18 protein-coding genes are annotated in these 18214 nt (G+C 69.9%); 8 read left to right on the top strand and 10 right to left on the bottom strand.

Annotated elements, in window-relative coordinates; translation table 11 throughout:
* Positions 1 to 10 precede the first annotated feature (10 nt).
* Positions 11 to 721 (bottom strand): endonuclease/exonuclease/phosphatase family protein, encoded by a 711-nt coding sequence (locus tag ASE44_RS17095; protein WP_056782115.1) that lies wholly within the window; start codon positions 719 to 721, stop codon positions 11 to 13.
* 102 nt (positions 722 to 823) lie between these two features.
* Positions 824 to 3058 (bottom strand): UvrD-helicase domain-containing protein, encoded by a 2235-nt coding sequence (locus tag ASE44_RS17090; RefSeq protein ID WP_082456200.1) that lies wholly within the window; start codon positions 3056 to 3058, stop codon positions 824 to 826.
* A 179-nt stretch (positions 3059 to 3237) separates the two neighbouring features.
* Here ASE44_RS17090 and ASE44_RS17085 point away from each other — a divergent pair, with 179 nt between their 5' ends.
* On the top strand, positions 3238 to 3747 hold the full coding sequence (locus ASE44_RS17085) for a DUF4190 domain-containing protein (RefSeq protein WP_056782112.1): 510 nt from the start codon (positions 3238 to 3240) through the stop codon (positions 3745 to 3747).
* Positions 3748 to 3773: 26 nt separating this feature from the next.
* Here the strand turns inward: ASE44_RS17085 and ASE44_RS17080 are convergent, their stop codons facing one another.
* On the bottom strand, positions 3774 to 4670 hold the full coding sequence (locus ASE44_RS17080; protein WP_056782110.1) for a hypothetical protein: 897 nt from the start codon (positions 4668 to 4670) through the stop codon (positions 3774 to 3776).
* A 126-nt stretch (positions 4671 to 4796) separates the two neighbouring features.
* Here ASE44_RS17080 and ASE44_RS17075 point away from each other — a divergent pair, with 126 nt between their 5' ends.
* Positions 4797 to 5162 carry a hypothetical protein gene (locus tag ASE44_RS17075; RefSeq protein WP_056782109.1) on the top strand — a complete coding sequence of 122 codons (366 nt, stop codon included), beginning with the start codon at positions 4797 to 4799 and terminating at the stop codon, positions 5160 to 5162.
* Positions 5163 to 5294: 132 nt separating this feature from the next.
* Here ASE44_RS17075 and ASE44_RS17070 read toward each other — a convergent pair whose 3' ends face one another.
* From ASE44_RS17070 to ASE44_RS18625, 3 genes are all read right to left on the bottom strand, one after another.
* Complete coding sequence (locus ASE44_RS17070) at positions 5295 to 6323, bottom strand: YdcF family protein (protein WP_056782107.1); 1029 nt, start codon at positions 6321 to 6323, stop codon at positions 5295 to 5297.
* Between the two features lie 61 nt (positions 6324 to 6384).
* Entirely contained in the window at positions 6385 to 7965 is a 1581-nt protein-coding gene (locus tag ASE44_RS17065) for a sodium:proton antiporter (protein WP_056782105.1), read from the bottom strand.
* Between the two features lie 155 nt (positions 7966 to 8120).
* On the bottom strand, positions 8121 to 8291 hold the full coding sequence (locus tag ASE44_RS18625) for a hypothetical protein (RefSeq protein ID WP_157580043.1): 171 nt from the start codon (positions 8289 to 8291) through the stop codon (positions 8121 to 8123).
* A 33-nt stretch (positions 8292 to 8324) separates the two neighbouring features.
* On the opposite strand from ASE44_RS18625, the gene ASE44_RS18620 reads away from it, so the two are divergent.
* The gene (locus ASE44_RS18620) at positions 8325 to 8603 is read left to right on the top strand and encodes a hypothetical protein (protein ID WP_157580042.1); all 279 of its coding nucleotides are present in this window, start codon (positions 8325 to 8327) and stop codon (positions 8601 to 8603) included.
* A gap of 269 nt (positions 8604 to 8872) precedes the next feature.
* Here ASE44_RS18620 and ASE44_RS17060 read toward each other — a convergent pair whose 3' ends face one another.
* The 4 genes from ASE44_RS17060 to ASE44_RS17045 are packed head-to-tail and all read right to left on the bottom strand — an operon-like array spanning position 8873 to position 12478.
* A complete protein-coding gene (locus ASE44_RS17060; protein ID WP_056782102.1) occupies positions 8873 to 9712 on the bottom strand; it encodes a class II fructose-bisphosphate aldolase in 840 nt (279 codons plus the stop codon).
* Positions 9709 to 10722, bottom strand: coding sequence for a 1-phosphofructokinase family hexose kinase (locus ASE44_RS17055; RefSeq protein ID WP_082456199.1), 1014 nt, complete (start codon positions 10720 to 10722; stop codon positions 9709 to 9711). Before ASE44_RS17055 ends, ASE44_RS17060 begins: the two co-directional genes overlap by 4 nt.
* The gene (locus ASE44_RS17050) at positions 10719 to 11597 is read right to left on the bottom strand and encodes an ROK family protein (protein ID WP_056782100.1); all 879 of its coding nucleotides are present in this window, start codon (positions 11595 to 11597) and stop codon (positions 10719 to 10721) included. The genes ASE44_RS17055 and ASE44_RS17050 overlap by 4 nt, the downstream gene beginning before the upstream one ends.
* The gene (locus tag ASE44_RS17045) at positions 11594 to 12478 is read right to left on the bottom strand and encodes an SIS domain-containing protein (protein WP_056782099.1); all 885 of its coding nucleotides are present in this window, start codon (positions 12476 to 12478) and stop codon (positions 11594 to 11596) included. The genes ASE44_RS17050 and ASE44_RS17045 overlap by 4 nt, the downstream gene beginning before the upstream one ends.
* A gap of 176 nt (positions 12479 to 12654) precedes the next feature.
* On the opposite strand from ASE44_RS17045, the gene ASE44_RS17040 reads away from it, so the two are divergent.
* The 5 genes from ASE44_RS17040 (at position 12655) to ASE44_RS17020 (ending at position 18180) form a co-directional block, all read left to right on the top strand.
* Complete coding sequence (locus tag ASE44_RS17040; RefSeq protein ID WP_056010991.1) at positions 12655 to 13443, top strand: DeoR/GlpR family DNA-binding transcription regulator; 789 nt, start codon at positions 12655 to 12657, stop codon at positions 13441 to 13443.
* Positions 13444 to 13705: 262 nt separating this feature from the next.
* On the top strand, positions 13706 to 14956 hold the full coding sequence (locus ASE44_RS17035; protein ID WP_056782098.1) for a Gfo/Idh/MocA family protein: 1251 nt from the start codon (positions 13706 to 13708) through the stop codon (positions 14954 to 14956).
* A gap of 23 nt (positions 14957 to 14979) precedes the next feature.
* Positions 14980 to 16317 (top strand): sugar ABC transporter substrate-binding protein, encoded by a 1338-nt coding sequence (locus ASE44_RS17030; protein WP_056782096.1) that lies wholly within the window; start codon positions 14980 to 14982, stop codon positions 16315 to 16317.
* An 11-nt stretch (positions 16318 to 16328) separates the two neighbouring features.
* Positions 16329 to 17258 (top strand): carbohydrate ABC transporter permease, encoded by a 930-nt coding sequence (locus tag ASE44_RS17025; protein ID WP_056011982.1) that lies wholly within the window; start codon positions 16329 to 16331, stop codon positions 17256 to 17258.
* Positions 17251 to 18180 (top strand): carbohydrate ABC transporter permease, encoded by a 930-nt coding sequence (locus tag ASE44_RS17020; RefSeq protein ID WP_082456197.1) that lies wholly within the window; start codon positions 17251 to 17253, stop codon positions 18178 to 18180. Before ASE44_RS17025 ends, ASE44_RS17020 begins: the two co-directional genes overlap by 8 nt.
* The last annotated feature ends 34 nt before the right edge of the window (positions 18181 to 18214 follow it).

The raw sequence follows: 18214 nt of genomic DNA, 5'->3' as shown, positions 1-18214 counted from the left end.
ACGAATCAGGTCAGCGGGCGGCGGACTCCGGTGCGCTGTCGTCCTCGGGCACGGCGAAGCCGTAGCTCGCGTCGACCAGGATCGGCAGGTGGTCGGAGATCCCTCGACGCAGCGTCTGCACGCGGTCGATCTTCAGGCCGACGGACGTCGCGAAGTCGAAGTGCCCGCGGAACATCTTGTAGCGCGTGTAGGTGCTGCGGTCGCTCAGGCTGAGGTCGTAGCCGCTCTCCTGCATCTTCGTTCCGAGCCCCTTCTGGAAGAGGGGGTAGTTGTAGTCGCCGACCATGAGCGTCGGGACGTCACCCATGGCGTGCAGCTGCTCGTGCGCCGCCTTGATCTGGTGGCGACGCAGCGAGTTGAGTGCGGTGAGGGGCGCGGCGTGGAAGGAGGCGACGATGAGTTCGCGTCCGGCCTCGACGTCGGTGAGGCGCGTGCCGATGAGCCGCTCGTGCGCGGGTGCCAGCACCATGTCGTGGAGTGACTTCTTCAGTGCGAAGGTCTGCGTCGACTCGGCGGTGAACCGGTCGCGGCGGTAGTAGATCGCGAGACCCAGGCGGTTGCGGTGGGTGCTGTCCGCGAGGTGCAGGCTGCCGAGCTCGGCAGGGAGCTGCAGGGTGTCCGCCTCCTGCAACGCGAGGACGTCCGGCCCGAACTCTTCGGTGAGCGCGACGAGCTCGCCGCTGGCCTTGTTCTTGCGGAGGTTGTAGCTGATGACCTTCATCCCAGCCTCACATTCTGTTGGCAGAGCTCAAGACTACGGTCCTCACCGCCGTCGGATGCTCTGGACGGGCCCGGACGACGGTGCGTCGCCGGACGAGGGCGGTCAGGAAGGGGTGTCGACGACCGTGAGTCGCTGGGTGGCGCGGGTGAGCGCGACGTAGCGGAGAGACAACGCCGACCTGCCCGAGCCGCCCAGCTGCTCCGGCTGGACGAGGATGACGCTATCGAACTCGAGCCCCTTGCTCTCGCGCGCTGTCCCGCTCCACACCCGCGCGCGGTCGGCTCCCGCGTCGGCGAGCAGCGTGTCGATGTCCGCCAGGAGCGGGCGCGGGGCGATGACGCCGGCGATCCCGACGTGCGCGGTGATCGCATCGATCGCCGCCCGCACGGCCGTCGCTGCGAGCTCCTCGGGGCCGACGGAGAGCTGCACGGGCTCCTCCTCGCCGCGACGGATCGACACGGGCGCAGGGGACTCCGGGTCGAGTTCCAGGCGGACCGGGTCGGCGAGGTCCATGATCTGCTCGGGCGTCCGGTAGTTGACGGTGAGGAGCTCCTGCGTCCACCGGGGGAGCTGCGGGCCGAGCAGCTCCTGCCAGCTGGAACGCGTGGCCGAGGTGCTCTGCTGGTTGATGTCGCCGACGAGCGTCATGGACCGGTTCGGTCCGCGGCGCAGGATCGCGCGGAGGAGCATCGGGGTCAGTTCCTGCGCCTCGTCGATGATGACGTGGCCGTAGACCCAGGTGCGGTCGGAGGCCGCGCGCTCCGCCGGGCTCCGGTCGTCCGCGATGGTCTGCCGGTCGGCGAGGTCCTGCGCGGAACGCAGGTAGTCGTCGTCCTGGGCCTCGTCGTCGATGCTGATGTCGCCGATCATCTCGAGCACGCTGCGTGCGTACTCCACGTCGTGGCGGCGCTCGTACGCGGCTCGACGCTGGCGTTCCAGCTCGGGCCGCTGGTCTTCCCCGATGAGTTCGGCCGCTTCGTCGACGAGGGCGATGTCGCCGGGGGTGAGGCGGTCGGCCCAGGCGGTGTCGCCGGTGCTGTCCGGGTCGGCGGGCGCACGGAGCAGGAGTCGACGCTCCTCGTCCGTGTGGTCCGGCGTCACGCGCGCGAGCAGCTCGGCATCGGTGAAGAGGCGGTCGATGATCTCGGCCGGGTCCAGGATCGGCCACATCGTGTCGAGCAGCTCTTCGACCTCGGGCTCCTCGCTCAGCTCCTGTCGGCGTTCGTCGGCGTCCTCGCCCGTGCGGGGCTCGAAGCCGTCGCGCTTCGCCTCGAGGCCGATGAGGTGCGTCAGGACGGCCCGGTCGAATCGCAGCTTGGCTTCGTTGTGGGGCGTGCCGGAGCGTTCGATGCCGGCCTTGATCCGGCGCAGGACCCCCGGGGTCACCCGCAGCGGGCCGTCACCGGCGATGCGGATCGTCACCGCTTCGTCGAGCGGCACCTGTCGTTCGCGGACGGCGCGGGCGACCACGTCGGCCATGCGCAGCTGACCCTTGAGCTCCGCGACGTCGAGCGAGTCCTCGGCGTGCGCGTCGAGACCGGGGACGAGTGTCGCCGGCGTGACGAGCACGACGGCCGTCTCACCGAGCGAGGGCAGCACCCGGCTGATGTAGTCCAGGAAGGTCGAGTTCGGCCCGACGATGAGCACGACGCTCCGCATGAGGCGCTCGCGGTGCTCGTAGAGGAGATAGGCGGCGCGGTGGAGGGCGACCGCGGTCTTGCCCGTGCCCGGCCCGCCCTGCACGAGGAGGGTGCCGGGCAGCGGTGCGCGGATGATCGCGTCCTGCTCGGCCTGGATGGTGTCGACGATGTCGGCCATGTGCTTGGTCCGTGCACGACCGAGGGCGGCGAGCAATGCGCCGGACTCACCGATGCCGCTCGGCTCGTCCTCGCTGAGCAGCGTCGTGTCGAGGACCTCGTCGTGCACCTCGGTGACGCGGCGACCGGCCGTCCCGATGCGTCGGCGGAGGCGCAGCCCCTCGGGGCGCAGCGGCGTCGCGGTGTAGAACGGGCGCGAGGCCGGGGCGCGCCAGTCGAGCAGCAGCTGGTCACCGCTCTCCGGGTCGCGCAGGCCGATGCGTCCGATGTGGTGACGTTCCTCGGTCTCGCGCTCGAGCAGGCCGAACAGCAGACCGTAGCTGGACGACCGCAGCTCGACCATCCGCTGACGGTGATGGGCGACCAGGGCGTCACGTTCCGAGAAGCTGGAGTCGTCGTCGCCGTCGAAGGCCCGGAGGGCGAGCTCGGAGCGTCGTTCCTCGAGGTCCGACTGCGTCCTGATCACGTCGTGCAGCCGGTCGAGGTGGTCCTGTTCCTCGGCGATCGCGTCGTTCTGCACGGTGCTCCTTCTGGGTGTGGCGCGGTCCGTGTTCCGGGTTCCCTGCGAGGACCGCACGAATACGGTAGTCGCTTTCCAGCGCCTCACCGTCCCTGGAGGCGAAGCTCCCAGAGAGCTGGTGGGTGCGCGCGGCCCCCGGGATCGGCACCGAATCGCGGCTGATCGATAGGCTGGCGGGCATGAGCGCACCGGACGGATGGAAGCCGCAACCCCCTGCACCGCAGGAGGCGTACCCGCAGCAGCCCGCTCCGCCGCAATCCGGGGCCGTGCAGCCGTACGTCCAGCCGTATCCGGTGCAGCCGTACGCGCAGCAGTACCCGGTACAGCAGTACCCCGTGCAGCCCTACGCGCAGCAACCGTACGCACAGCCCTATCCCGCGCAGCCGATGTATCCGGCCCCCTACCCCTACCCGCAGTCACCGCCGCGTGGCCTGAGCATCTCCAGCATGGTGATCGGCCTGGTCTCCCTGTTCTTCGGGTTCACCTTCGTGCTCCCGATCGTCGGCTTCGTGCTCGGACTCATGGCGCTCAAGCGGGAGCCGACCGGTCGGGCCATGGCGATCACGGGCGTCGTCCTCAACGGACTGTTCCTCCTCGGGTGGGCGGCGCTCGTCGTGCTCTGGGTGTTCGTCATCGGCGGTCTGCTCGCCGGCGTCGGCGGCGCGGCCTCGACCGGTATCAGCGCCTAGCGGGACCGGTCCGGTCGGCGACCCGGTCAGCCGGCGGGGACGACCGTGCTGACCATCGAGAGCACCACGGCGCCGTCGACCTCTTCGCGTTCGAGCCAGACCGCGATGCTCGAGAACTCGGTGAGCGAGGCGGCGTGCGTCCCGCCGCACGCGAGGACCGCCGGCCCGCCCGGCAGCTCGCAGTGCCACCGGCGGCGATCCGTGAGCCCGTCGCCGTCACGGTCGATCCGGACCGTCGCACCGCTGTCCAGCCAGCCGTCGAGGGTCTCGCGGATGCGTGCGCCGAGCGCCTCGAGGTCGTCGAGGGCGGCCGGGTCGAAGCCCTTCCGCCGGAGTGACTTGCCGATGCGGTAGCGGTCGGTCGACGCGTGCGGCGCGATCCTGGAGGACTCGCAGGCGAGCGCGTCGAAGTCCGGTGCGCCCAGGGTGTCGAGGGCGACCTCTTTCCGCCAGGCGTCTGCGAGTGCGGCGTTCAGGGCGAGGGAGGCGAGGTGGCACCCGGTGTGTCCGGCCGACAACGCGTGACGGGTGGCGGCGTCGACCTCGATGCGCGCGGTCGCCCCCTCGATCGCTCCGGCTGCGGTCGTCGCGTCGCCCGCGATGAGGTGGACGACGAGGAAGGCCCAGCCCTCCGTACCCTTCTTCACCGGGACGGCGTCGCCGAGGTACAGCTCGGTGCCGTCCGTCGCGCCCACGACGCAGTCGAGCACCGCGACCTCTCGGCCGTCGTCACCGTCGCCGAACCGGACGGTGGCCTGGTCGGCGGGCTGGTCGGGCCACGCGGCGTCCACGGGGTGGCAGGCCGTCTCGTCGAGTACGACGGCGAGGCGGTCGCCCACGGGTTCGACGTGCAGCACCGTGCCCGTCGAGACGAGGGCTCCTGCGGGGTAGGTGACGCGGGTGTCCGAGGTGGGGAGGGTCATGTCTCCACGCTAGCGCGAGCGTCTCCGATGCCCGGAGCCCACTGTCAACCCCGGGAAACCGTGGACGGTCCCCACGTAGAGTCACGGGACACGGGGCGCGACGCGCTCCGCGGAGAGGAGTGCATCATGACGGATCAGCAGGACCAGCGTTCAGACGACGACCTCGCCACCGGAGAGGCCGGAGCCGACCAGGAGGCCTGGGAAGGCGCCGACATCGACACGGCCGAGCTCGTGAGCTCCGACCAGACGACCGCCGGCTCGGGCTCGGACGGCTCGAGCCAGACCGTCGACGGCACGGGCTCCGAGGACGCCGCTCCCGCCGAGGAGCAGGCGACCGAAGAGGCCGTCGAGACCCCGGCGCCGTCGACCGAGCTCGACGAGCCGCTGGGCGACGCCGACGCCGACGGTTCGACGGATCACCAGCCCGACTCGGGGCCCGCCTCCGAGGTCACCGATGACGCGCGTGAGGTCTACGACACCGCTCCCGACTGAGCGATCACCGGAACGACGCCCGACGGGCCGTCCTCGTGCACCTGCACGACGGCGGCCCGTCGTGTCGTGTCGGGAGTTCCTCGCGGGGGCGGCCGGTGCTGCGTGCGAGGACGATCCCCGAGGAGGCCCCGCTCAGATCGGGAGCAGCGACCAGACGACGGCGAGCGCGACGAGGGCGGCCGCCCCGGCGATCGCCAGGCCGTTGAGTGCGCGGTGCTCCACCATGATCGCGACGTACTCGCGGAGGAACGCGCTCGGGACGTAGTACGCGGCCGTCGGTGAACCGATCACCTGCGCGTCGCTGCCGATGGACCGCGCGAGGAGGGCGGCGCGGAGGACGTGGTAGTTGTTCGTGACGACGAGCGTGTCACCGTCCCGGCCGCTCGACTCCTGCAGCTCGCGCGAGCGGAGCAGGTTCTCGCGCGTGCTCGTCGATTCGGTCTCGGGGAGCACGTCCGCCGGTTCGGCGCCGTTCGCGATGAGGTACTCCGCCATGGCGACGCCCTCGGGTCTCGGCTCGTCCTCCCCCTGGCCACCGGAGGGGATCAGGAGCGGCCGGCGCGTGCCCGGACGTGCGGCGCGATGGATGCGGAGCGCGAGGTCCAGACGGCTGCGCAGCAGGGGAGGGACCTGTCCGTCGATCAGACCTGAGCCGAGGATGACGACCACGTCGGGCGTGACGGTGTGCCGGAAGCGGCTGTAGACCAGGGAGTAGACGCCGAACGCCGCGAAGGTCGCCGCCGCGTAGAAGCACGCGAACCCGAGGAGGACCCCCACGGCGACGAGGAGGATCGCGGCCCAGGACGGGAGCGAGCTCAGGTCGAGTCCGAGCACGAGGAGGACGGCGAGCACCGGGAGGACGAGGATCGCGACCCCCGCGAAGAGCGAGAGGAGGTTGCCCAGGCTCCGTCCCTCGAGCCGGATCATGGTGATGCCGTTCCCGATGAGGAGCACGGCGAGCACGCCGACGAGCAGGACCGCGCCGAACGCCGCCAGCAGCACCGTGAACGGCGTCGTGCGGGAGGCCTCCGTGAGGAGGGCGACAAGCCCGCAGGCGATGGCGGCGACGAGGAAGACACCGTTGCGCAGGCGGCGTGCGTCGCGGCGTCGACTCGCGAGGTACAGCACGGCGAAGACGACGGCCGGGAGCAACATGATCATGTCCTCATCCTGCCCGACGGTCCGTCCCGGCCCGATCCTCCGCGTCGGATCGCGTCGACCGCTACGATCGCGGTGGTTTCGGCGTCATCGCCTTGAGGGTCGCCTCCTCGGCGTCGATGGCGGCCAGGACCGCGGCGACGGCCGGCTCCTGGTAACGGCCCTCCGCGCGCGCGGCGAGGAGCGCCTCCCGTTCCGCGGCGATCATCTGTCGGCGCAGGCGGGCGAACGCGATGGTGCGGAGTTCCGAACCGTCCCCGGTGTACTGCTCGAGCGCATTGGCCACGAAGCTCGCGTTGGTCCGCAGGCGGGTGAGCACCTGTTCCTCGTCGGCGTCCGTCGTCAGCTCGTCGAGGCGGGACAGGCCGGCCGTCTGGACCTCCGCCATCAGCATCAGCTGCTCGACGCGCTCCTGGCTGTGGTTCGGCGGCGGGAGGTGGAGTGCCCGGATGATCGACGGCAGCGCGAGCCCCGAGAGGAGGGTGCCGACGACCACGACGAACGCCAGGAACTGCAGGAACTCGCGGGAGGGGGTGTCCTCCGGCAACAGGAACACGGCGGCGAGGGTGACCACACCGCGGACACCGGCTGCGGAGACGGCGATCCCGTTGCCCCACGACCAACTGCGTTCACGGAGTCGTCTGGGCCCGAGGCGGTAGATCGCCGTGACCGTCATCTCCCAGACGAAGCGCGAGACGATGAGCGCCGCGAGCACCCCGACACTGATGAACACGGTCGGCCAGAGCCCTGGTCCGGTCTGGATCGCTCCTTCGAGGATGCCCGCCAGGTTGAGGCCGATGAACAGGAAGACGGCGTTCTCGAGCAGGAACTGGATGGTGCGCCAGTTGAGCGACTCCGCGATGCGTGCCTCGGCCGATTGCACGATGGGTGCCCGGTAGCCGAGCAGCAGGCCGGCCGAGACGACGGCCAGCACGCCGGAACCGTGGATCGCCTGCGCCAGGAGGAACGCGAGGAACGGGGTGATCAGCGACAGGCAGGTGTCGAGCACTGGTGCGCGCAGGCGTCGGCGGACCTCCGAGAGGACCCAGCCGACCGCGAGACCGACGCCGACACCGGCGACGACCTCGATGACGAACTCACCGGCGATCATCACCGGGTTGACGACGCTCGTGATGGCGAGGATCGAGGCGTTGAGTGCGACGAGCGCGGTGGCGTCGTTCAACAGGCTCTCGCCCTCGAGGATGGTGAGCACCCGCCGGGGGAGTCCGAGACGGCCGGCGATGGCGCTCACGGCGACGGCGTCGGTCGGGGCGATGACCGCCGCGAAGGCGAAGGCGGCGGCCAGGGTGATCGAGGGGATGAGCAGCCAGCTCGCGAACCCCACCGAGACGACGGTGAACGCGACGGCTCCGACGGAGAGCAGGATGATGCCGTCGTTACGGGCGCGGATGTCGATGAGGGAGATGCGGATCGCGGAGGCGAACAGGAGCGGGGGCAGCAGGCCGTAGAGGATGAGGTCCGGTTCGATCTCGACGGTCGGGACGGCGGGGATGAACGACGCGACACCGCCGACGAGTACCAGGGCGACCGGGGCGGAGACGCCGGCTCGGCCGGACAGACCCGACACCGTGACGGTGACGACGACGAAGACGACGATCCATGAGATGAGGGCGACCGGATCCATGTGGGGATTGTCCCACCTGCCGGAGCGTCAGGACCCGTCCGATCGTCCGGACTCGCACCGGTGCCGGTGACGGTGCCGGTGATGCCGGTCGGCGCACGACGACGCCCCCGCACGGTCAAGCCGTGCGGGGGCGTCGGATGGAGCGGTGCGGCGACTCAGCCGCGGCGGTTCGAAGCGCTGTTCGAGGTGCGCGACGTGGCGCCGGTCTCGGGCGTGCGCAGGCCGAAGCGGAAGGTGAGCTTGTCGGTCGAGTGACCGCGGCCGTGGACGCCGGTGCCCGAGGAACGGTTGGAGGACGCTGGGGTCCGAGTCTGGGTGATGGACATGATGGATCTCGATTCTGATGTTGCGGATGATGGATGAGCCGGATCCAGAAGGGGAATGCGACGACGATCGCGGCTGGTCGCATGGATGAAGCGACGAGACCGTCCGGAGTGCAGCTGGGCCGTCATGCGGCCGTGCTGGTCGGCTGGGGCCGTCCGGTGGATCGTTGTTCGCCGTTCTGGGAAGCGGCAGGTGGTGTAAATGTCGGGAGCATCGGCGGATCCGTGGAGGTGTGGACTCTGCACACGGAAGCCGGTTGTGACATCGGCACTCAGGGACAAACAGTACGTTGCGAGGCTGAGAAGAACCTGTGAGTGACGATGGCCGGGAGGCTGCCGGTGTCGATGCCCGAGCCCGGACCCGGGCATCGACAGGCGACCGACGGTGTCGCGGAGCTTCGGGTCACCGAACCTAGGGGAAGGGGTGACCCTATCTCCCGCGCGCTCGAAGGGGTATCGAGCTCGGGAGGCCGGAGGGTGATCGCGGGGGGTCGATCGGTTACCGGTGGTCCTGTCGGAAAAACTCCGACAGCAGATATATTAACAGCTCAGCGAGCGAGGTTGCTGTGCGTCGGCTGTGAACCTCAGTCGGTCGCGAGGAGGCGCAGGATCCGAGCGGTCTCGTCCGCGACCGCCTGTCGACCGGCGCGGACGTAGGTGCGGGGATCGACCAGCTCGGGGCGTTCGTCGAGCACGCCCCGGACGGCCCGGGTGAACAGGCCGTTCAGGTGCGTGGACAGGTTGATCTTCGTCATCCCCGACCGGACGGCCGCACGGAGCTCGTCATCAGGGAGGCCGGAGGATCCGTGCAGGACGAGCGGTACGGCGACCGACTCACGGAGTCGTCGGATGAGGTCGTGGTCGACGGCCGCTTCTCGGCTCGTCATGGCGTGCGAGGTCCCGACGGCCACGGCGAGTGCGTCGACACCGGTCGCGGCCACGAACGCGGTCGCCTCGGCGGGCACGGTGCGGGCTCCTGGCGCGTGGACACCGTCCTTCCCGCCCACCTCACCGAGCTCGGCCTCGACGGCGACGCCACGCTCGTGGCAGAAGTCGACCATCTCCTTGGTGGCGCGCACGTTGTCCTCGTAGGGGAGGGTCGAGGCGTCGAACATGACGCTGTCGACCCCGAGCTCGACCCCTTCGCGGATGAGCTCCGCCGACTCGACGTGGTCGAGGTGCACGAGGACCGGCACGGTCGCCGCCCGGGCGATGGCCAGTGAGGCGAGCGTGATGGGGGCGAGCGAGCCGTGGTACCGCACGCAGTTCTCGCTGATCTGCAGGATGACCGGCAGTCCCGCTTCCTCGGCACCGGCGACGATGGCCTCGGCGTGCTCGAGCAGGACGACGTTGCACGCGGCGATCCCCGCGTTCGACGTCGATGCGTGGCCGAGGAGGGTGATGAAGTCGATGGCGGTGGTCATGGGGTCACTCCCGAGTGGTCTGCGGCGGATTCGGACGGTGTGGTGGACGACGGTGTCGGCACCGCGGATGGTCCGGTGGTGGAACGGGTGGGTGGGGCGAGGAAGCTGCGGAACGCGTCGAGGTCGATCGACCCGGCGACGGGTTCCAGCACGGCGGCCGCGCCCGCGGCGGCGGCGGTCCGCAGCGCCTCTGGGAGGGTGTCTCCGGCGAGGAGGGCTGCGACGAGTCCGGCGGTCGCGGCATCGCCGGCCCCGGTCGGGTTGCCGCGCACGCCGGGGACGGCCGGCACCTCGTACTCGCCCGCCGCGTCTCCGGCGGTGAGTCCGTCGGCGCCGCGCGAGATGACCACGGTGCCGGCGCCGAGCGCGAGGAGGGCCGCACGGGCGGCGGTGAGCGTGGAGGTACCGGTCGCCTCGAGGGCCTCTTCGAGGTTGGGTTTGAGGATCGTCGCCCCGGCTCTCGCGGCGGCGAGCAACGCCGGTCCGCTGACGTCGACGACGACGCGGACTCCCGCGTCGACGCCCACTCGCACGATGGAGGCGACGACGGTGTCGGGGGTGTTCGGCGGCAGGGAGCCGGAGAGGACGAGCATGCTCGCGCCCTGGACCGCGATCGCGAGTTCGGTCGTCACCGCGGTCCACTCCTCGGGCGTCACCGCCGGCCCGGCCTCCGCGAACAGGGTGGGGTGGTGGTGGCCGTCGACCACCGCGACCGTCGAACGCGTCTCGTCGGCGAGGGAGACCACGCGGGTGGCGAGTCCGTCCGACTCGAGGGCGGTCCGGAGCCACGAGCCGGAGGAGCCGCCGAGGGGGAGTACCTGCACGGTGGGGATGCCCAACATCGCGAGGACGCGGGTGACGTTGACGCCTTTCCCGCCGGCTCGTCGGACGACGGAACCGACGCGCTGCGTCACGCCGATCTGCTGCTCGGCGACCTCGTAGGTGATGTCCACGGCGGGGTTCGGCGTCACGATGACGACCTGGCCGCCGTCGAGGCTCGGCGTCGTCATCGTGCCGTGACCAGACGTCGGGCGAGGATGCCCGCGCCGACCGTTGCTGCCTCGTCGCCGTGACGGGCGGGCAGGATCGCCGGCACACGCACGATCGAGAGCCGTTCCCGCAGGGCGCGTTCGAGTGGTTCGAAGAGGGCTGGGCCGGCGAGGGCGAGTCCGCCGCCGACGACGATGGCGGCCGGCGCGGCGACGACGGTGATGCCCGCCAAGGCCTCCGCGAGCGCGCCGATCGCGTCGTTCCAGATCGCGACGGCCGGAGCCTCACCGCGAGCGGCCGCATCGGCGACGGTCTTGGCGTCACGGGTGCCCGCGCGCCTCGCGATACCGCCTGCCGACGCGAGCTCCTCGACGCGGAGTCCGCGGTGCGGTCCGTCCTGGATCACGCGCTGCCCGATCTCGCCCGCCCAGCCGCCGCCGGCGAAGGGGACGCCCCCGATGACGAGCGCCGAGGCCAGGCCGGTGCCGACGGGGACGAACGCGATGGTGCCGTGGATCCCCGCCGTGGCCAGGGACACCGCCTCGGCGAGGGCGCCGGCGCGGACGTCCTGACCGAATGCGAGCGGGACGTCGAGCGAGGGGCGGAGCAGCTCCGGGAAGGCGAGGTCGCGCCAGCCCAGGTTGACGGCGTGGATGCAGACGCCCTGTTCCTCGTCGACCACGCCGGGGACGACCACACCGACCGCGACCGGTGGCGAGACGGCGTGCGCGGTCCCGACGAGGCGCAGGACGACGTCCCTCGTCCGGCTGCCGGACGGGTCGTCGACCGGGGTCGCCTCGCGCCAGCGCCCGAGGACCGTGCCGTCGGCCGCCGTCAGTGCGGCTTTGACGCCCGTCCCGCCGACGTCGACGCCGAGGACCGCTCCGGCGGTCACGGCGTCAGGATGACGGAGCGCGTGAGCGACCGGGGGTGGTCGGCGTCGAGCCCGCGGGCCTCCGCCAGGGCGATCGCGAACCGCTGCGCGACGACGAGTCCCGCGATGGGGTCGAGGTCGTGCTGGACGAACGTCGCGCCGGTGGCCGCGACGTCGTCGGGCAGACCGGCAGGCGTGGGCCCGAGCGACCAGACGAGCCGGCCGGGCTGCGCGATGGCGATGGGGCCGTGGCGGTAGTCCATGGCCGGGTAGGACTCCGCCCAGAACTGGGCCGCCTCGCGCGTCTTGAGTGCGGCTTCGAAGGTGAGGCCGACCGCGTGCCCGAGCCCGATGAACGACACCTGGTCGGCCGAGAGGTGGTCGTCGATCGGGATGGTCAGGGCCTGTTCGGCCTCGACGGCGAGGGCCTCGACGTCGTGACCGAGCGAGCCGCGGAGGAGCGCGAGTGTCGTGGTGGCGAAGCGGGTCTGCACGACCGAGCGTTCGTCGGCGAAGGGGAGCGCGACCACGTGGGCCGCCGGGACCGTCGCCGGCGAGTCCTCGACGGCCGTGATGAGGACCGTGGTCACCGACTCGCCGACGGCCTCCAGCAGCTGCACAATCTCCGTCGTCGTGCCGGAGCGCGAGATCGCGACGATGCGGTCGTAGTCGCGCACCCCGGGGAACTCGGAACCGGCGAACGCGTCGGTGATGCCGAACCCGGCCTGTTCGCGGAGGACGGCGTAGCTCATCGCGATGAACCAGCTCGTGCCGCACCCGACGACCGCGACGCGCTCGCCCGGCTGCGGCAGCACGGCGGAGAACTCCGGGACCAGGGCGGCTGCGGTGCGCCAGGATGCGGGCTGCGACGCCAATTCGGCGGCGACGAAGGTGTCGGGCATGAAGTGCCTTTCGCGTGGAGGGACGCGATCGCGACGGGGCGATGCGTTGGGAACAACCATACCGGATCGAATCTGATCGATACCAGAGCAAATCATCAGAATCGATCATACTGACGCTCGCCGAGCGCCCATATGATGGTCACAGTACGCCCGACTCGATCCGGAATGCAGGACAGATGACGCAACAACAGCGACTCAACGCCCTGCTCGAGCTCGTGAGCGAACGCGGCAACGTGACGATCGCCGAGATCGGCGAAGCACTCGGCATCTCCGCCGCGACCGCGAGACGCGACCTCACGGCACTCGCCGAACAGCGTCTCGTCACCCGGACCCACGGCGGTGCCGCGGCGCTCGGCACCGGCTACGAACTGCCGCTGCAGTACAAGATCGCGCGCCAGGCCGACGCGAAGCGGGCCATCGCGAAGGCGGCGGCCACGCTCATCAACGTGGGCGACGCCGTGGGACTGAACGGTGGCACCACCACGAGCGAGGTCGCGCGGGTGATCGGTCGGAGCGAGCACCTCGTCCGCTCCGACGGGGACGCGTCCGTCACGATCGTCACGAACGCGCTGAACATCGCCTACGAGCTCTCGGTGCGGTCGCACGTGAAGATCGTCGTGACCGGCGGCGTCGCCCGCCGGCAGTCGTACGAACTCGTGGGCTCGCTCGTCGCCGGCGCGCTCGCTGAGATCGCGCTGGACGTGGCGATCCTCGGTGTCGACGGGCTGAGTGCGCAGTTCGGCGCCACCACCCTGCACGAGGGTGAGGCCGCTGTGAGCCAGGAGTTCGTCAAGGTGGCGAAGCGGGTCATCGTGGTCGCCGACAGCACGAAGATGACCAAGGCGACCTTCGCCCGCATCTGCCCGCTCGACCGCATCGACGTGCTCGTCACCGATGCAGCGGTGGATCCCGCCCTGGCCGAGGCCCTCGCCACGGCCGGCGTCGAACTCATCATCGCCGACTGACCGCGGCCGGTCCGCCCGTTCCGGGGCCCTGCGACGTCCCGGGTCCCTCCGGTCGCCGAGCCTCCTTCCGGCCACCGGGCCATCCCCCCCCGGTCACTGAGCCTGTCGAAGTGTGACCCCGCTCCACATGTTTCGGCGCGGTAAAACCTCTGCACCGCATCTGCCGAGCCCCTTGCGTGATCGCTGTGATCGCCTATTGTCATTTCATGATCGTTTTGGCATCATATGAATCAACTTCACGCAAGGAAGCGGATGTGATCGAGTGAGCAACGCACCAGCCACCACCCCCACCGGGCTCCGGGTCGCCGTCATCGGCACCGGTCAGCGCGCGTACATCGCGGAGCACGTGGCCGCGAGCCCGACGCCGGCAGCGATCGTCGCGGCGGTCGACACCACCGAGATCGGTCGCAGCCGCGCGCGGCAGATGTTCGGCGACGACCTCGACGTTTTCGACTCCCACCAGGCGCTCATCGCCCAGGGCGGTATCGAAGCCGCGATCGTCACGACGCCGGACTGGACCCACAAGGAGATCGCGGTCGACCTGCTGCGTGCCGGCATCGCCGTCTACCTCGAGAAGCCGCTCGCGATCACGCTGGACGACGCCGATGCCGTGCTCCAGGCCGCCTACGAGTCGCGGACGCCGCTCTACGTCGGACACAACTTCCGCCACGCCGCGGTCGTCCGGCTCATGCACGAGGTCATCGAGCGGGGCGAGATCGGCGCGGTCAAGTCCGTCTGGGTGCGTCACTTCGTCGGCAACGGCGGCGACTACTACTTCAAGGACTGGCACGCCGACCGTTCGCGCGTGAACACCCTCCTCCTGCAGAAGGCGAGCCACGACATCGACGTGGTCCACTTCCTCGCGGGTGCCTACACCCGGCGCGTCGTCGCGATGGGCGACCTCGCGGTGTACGGCGACGTCGAGGACCGCGAGGACCGCAGCGGTCAGACGATGGCCGACTGGTTCTCCTACGACAACTGGCCGCCCGAGGCGCAGCGCGGACTCAACCCGGTGGTCGACGTCGAGGACGTCTCGATGATGCTCATGACCCTCGACGGCGGGATCACCGCGAGTTACGAGCAGTGCCACTTCACGCCCGACTACTGGCGGAACTACACGGTCATCGGCACCCACGGCCGGCTCGAGAACATCGGCGACACCGCCGGCGGGACGGTCAAGGTCTGGAACCGCCGACGCACCTGGAGCACCGAGGGCGACGCCGAGTACCCGATCGCGGGCGTCGAGGAAGGGCACGCCGACGCCGACGTCGACACCATGAACGAGTTCCTCGCCTTCGTGGCCGACGGGACCCCGACCACGCTGTCCCCGGTCGCCGCACGGCAGGCGGTCGCCGCCGGTGCGCTCGCCGCGCACTCGCTCCGGAACGGCTCGATCCCGCTCGACGTGCCTCCCCTCGACCCGACGCTCGTCGAGTACTTCTCCTCCCTCACCACCAGTACCGCGACGCCTTCCAGCACTGCACCGCATTCCCTCGACGCCACCGCCCGGTAGCGCACCTCGAAAGGACTCCCGTCATGCCTTCGTTCTTCACGAACCACACCTCATCACCAGGTGGCCGCGCCCGTCGCCGTGCCGTCCTCAGCGGCATCGGCCTGCTGGCCGCCGCAGCCCTCACCGCCGGTTGCAGCACCGGTGGCGGCGGCGGCGCGACCGGCGGCGAGTACGCCGCAGCCCCGAAGGACCTCAAGGCCGAGATCACCTACGGCGTGTGGGACCAGGCCCAGGTCGCGGCGATCGACGCCAACATCGAGGCGTTCAACGAGGTCTACCCCGACATCACCGTCAACGTGAACGTCACGCCGTGGGCGTCCTACTGGTCGAAGCTGCAGACGCAGGCGTCGAGCGACACCCTCCCCGACCTCTTCTGGTTGAACGGCCCGAACTTCCAGGTCTACGCGGCCAACGGCAAGATCGAACCGATCACCGGCGCCGTGAAGGCGGGCGACATCGACCCGAAGAACTACCCCGAGGCCCTGAACGAGCTGTACTCGCTCGAGGACACGCAGTACGGCGTTCCGAAGGACTTCGACACCGTGGGTGTCTGGGTCAACACGGCCCTGTTCGAGCAGGCCGGTGTGGCCCTGCCCGCCGACGACTGGACCTGGGACGACTTCGACACCGCAGCGCAGACGATCTCGACGAATCTCAAGGACCAGGGCGTCTACGGGGCCGCCGGCGGTATGGACGGCCAGACCACGTACTACAACACGATCCTGCAGGCGGGCGGCGAGGTCATCAACGCCGACCAGACCGAGTCCGAGTACGACAGCCCCGAGGCACAGGAAGGGCTCCAGTTCTGGACGGACCTCATCGCGAACGGTTCCTCGCCCAACATGCAGCAGCTGACGGACACCCCGGCCGACCAGTGGTTCACCTCGGGCAAGGTCGCCATGTACTGGGGCGGCAGCTGGCTGCGACCCCTCGTCGGTGAGTCCGACGTCGCCGCCACCACGCAGGCCTTCCCGCTGCCGATCGGCAAGGAGCAGGCGACGGTCATCCACGGCGTCTCCAACGTCGTGGCGTCCGCGAGCAAGAACAAGCAGGCAGCCCAAGCGTTGCAGGTCTTCCTCGCGAGCGAGGAGGCGCAGCAGCAGCAGGGCGACCTCGGTGCCGTCATCCCCGCGTTCACCGGCACCCAGCAGTCCTTCGTCGACTCCTACCCGACGATGAACCTGCAGGTCTTCCTCGACGCCCTCGACTACGCCAAGCCGCTGCCGGTCTCGGAGAACACCGCGGCATGGAACGCGCTCGAGGTCGAACTCCTGCCCGACGCGTTCAGCGGCGACAAGCCCGTCTCCGACGTGGCGAAGGAGATCGCCGAGCAGATGAACGCCGCCCTGGCCAAGAAGTGACCGGTCAGACCGTGACGCGCACCCCGTCGGCGCCGCTCTCCTCATCGAGGGCGGCACGGCGGGGTGCCGCCCGCGGCGACGGTGCCTGGCCGTGGGCGTTCGTCCTCCCGCTCCTCACCGGCATCGGCGTCTTCTTCATCTGGCCGATGATCCAGACCGCCTACTACTCGTTCACCGAGTGGGGCGTCTTCGGCGGAACCACCTTCACGGGTGTCGAGAACTACGTGCGACTGTTCGCCGACCCGCGGCTCTACGCCTCGCTCGGCAACACCCTCATCTACACGGCCGTCGTCCTCCTCGGCATCCCGATCGCCGTGTACCTCGCCAGCCTGCTGAACCTCCCGGGCCTCCGCTTCGCGAGCTTCTACCGGGTGCTCTTCTTCCTGCCGTACGTGGCGATGCCGACCGCCGTCGCGATCGTGTGGCGCATCATCTTCAACGGCGACTTCGGCATCCTCAACTACACGCTGTCGCTCGTGGGCATCGACGGTCCGTACTGGATCAGCACGCCGGGGACCGCGATGTTCGCCGTGGCCATCGTCGGTCTGTGGTCCTCGCTCGGCTTCTCGATGATCATCCTGGCCTCCGGGCTCAAGAACATCGCGCCCGAGCTGTACGAGGCCGCCGAGCTCGACGGGGCGACCCGGTGGCGTCAGTTCCGCTCCATCACGGTGCCGCTGCTCACCCCGAGCATCTTCTTCGTCACGATCATCACGGTCATCTCGAGCTTCCAGCTCTTCGACCTGCTGTACGCGATCCTCGGCAGCACGAACCCCGTGCTCCCGAAGAGCATGTCGCTCGTCTACTTCTTCTACGACCAGGGCTTCGTCCAGAACGACAAGGGCTACGCGTCGGCCATCGCGATCGTGATCTTCCTGATCATCGGACTGGTCACGCTCCTGCAGTTCCGGCTCCAGAAACGATGGGTGAACCATGACTGAGCAACTCACCGCGACGGCGCCGCTCACCACCCGCGCCGTCACCGTCCCGGGATCCGGCCGCCCGACGGCCGCCTCCGCTCGCCGCCGCGACGCCGGTCGCCCCGGCCAACGGCGCGGGTCCCACGTCGTCGCCCACATCGTGCTCGGTGTCGGCGGCCTCATCATGGCGTTCCCGTTCATCTGGCAGATCATCATGTCGCTGTCGACGAACGCGGAGGTGCAGAGCGTGGTCCCCACGTTCTGGCCGGCGGAACTGCAGTGGCAGAACTACGCCGCCGTGTTCGAACGGCTCCCGTTCCTCGACCAGCTCCGCACCTCGATCCTCATCACGGTCATCCGGACCGTCGCGCAGATCGTCCTCTGCACCATGGCGGGGTACGCGTTCGCCCGCATGCGGTTCCGGGGACGCACGATCCTGCTCGCCGTGACGCTCTCGATCCTCATGGTGCCGTCACAGGCGTACCTCATCTCGCAGTACCAGATCGTCCAGGGCTTCGGCTGGTTGAACACCACGCTCGGCATCGTGGCACCGGGCCTGTTCAGCGCGTTCGGCACGTTCCTCATGCGGACGGCGTTCCTGAACCTCCCGACGGAACTCGAGGAGGCCGCCCGGATCGATGGGGCCGGACCGTTCCAGATCTTCTGGAAGATCATGCTCCCGCTCGCGAAGCCGAGCATCAGTGTGCTCGCCATCACGACGGTGCTGTGGTCGTGGAACGAACTCCTCTGGCCGCTCGTGGTCTCGACCTACGCGAACTCCATGCCGCTCGCCGCCGGGCTCGCGACGCTCTCGAGCGACAAGACCACGGACTATCCGGTGATGATGGCGGCGTCGATCCTCGCCATGGCGCCCGTGTTGATCCTGTTCATCGTGCTGCAACGCCGGGTGATCGACGGGCTCGCGTTCTCCGGGCTGAAGTAGGTCCTCGGTCCCTGAGCTTGTCGAAGGGCCACCC

Source organism: Plantibacter sp. Leaf1 (assembly GCF_001421315.1).
In the GTDB taxonomy this organism is placed as follows: domain Bacteria; phylum Actinomycetota; class Actinomycetes; order Actinomycetales; family Microbacteriaceae; genus Plantibacter.
The sequence above is the reverse complement of the archived record's forward strand: the minus strand, read 5'-3'. Positions and strand labels throughout refer to the sequence as shown.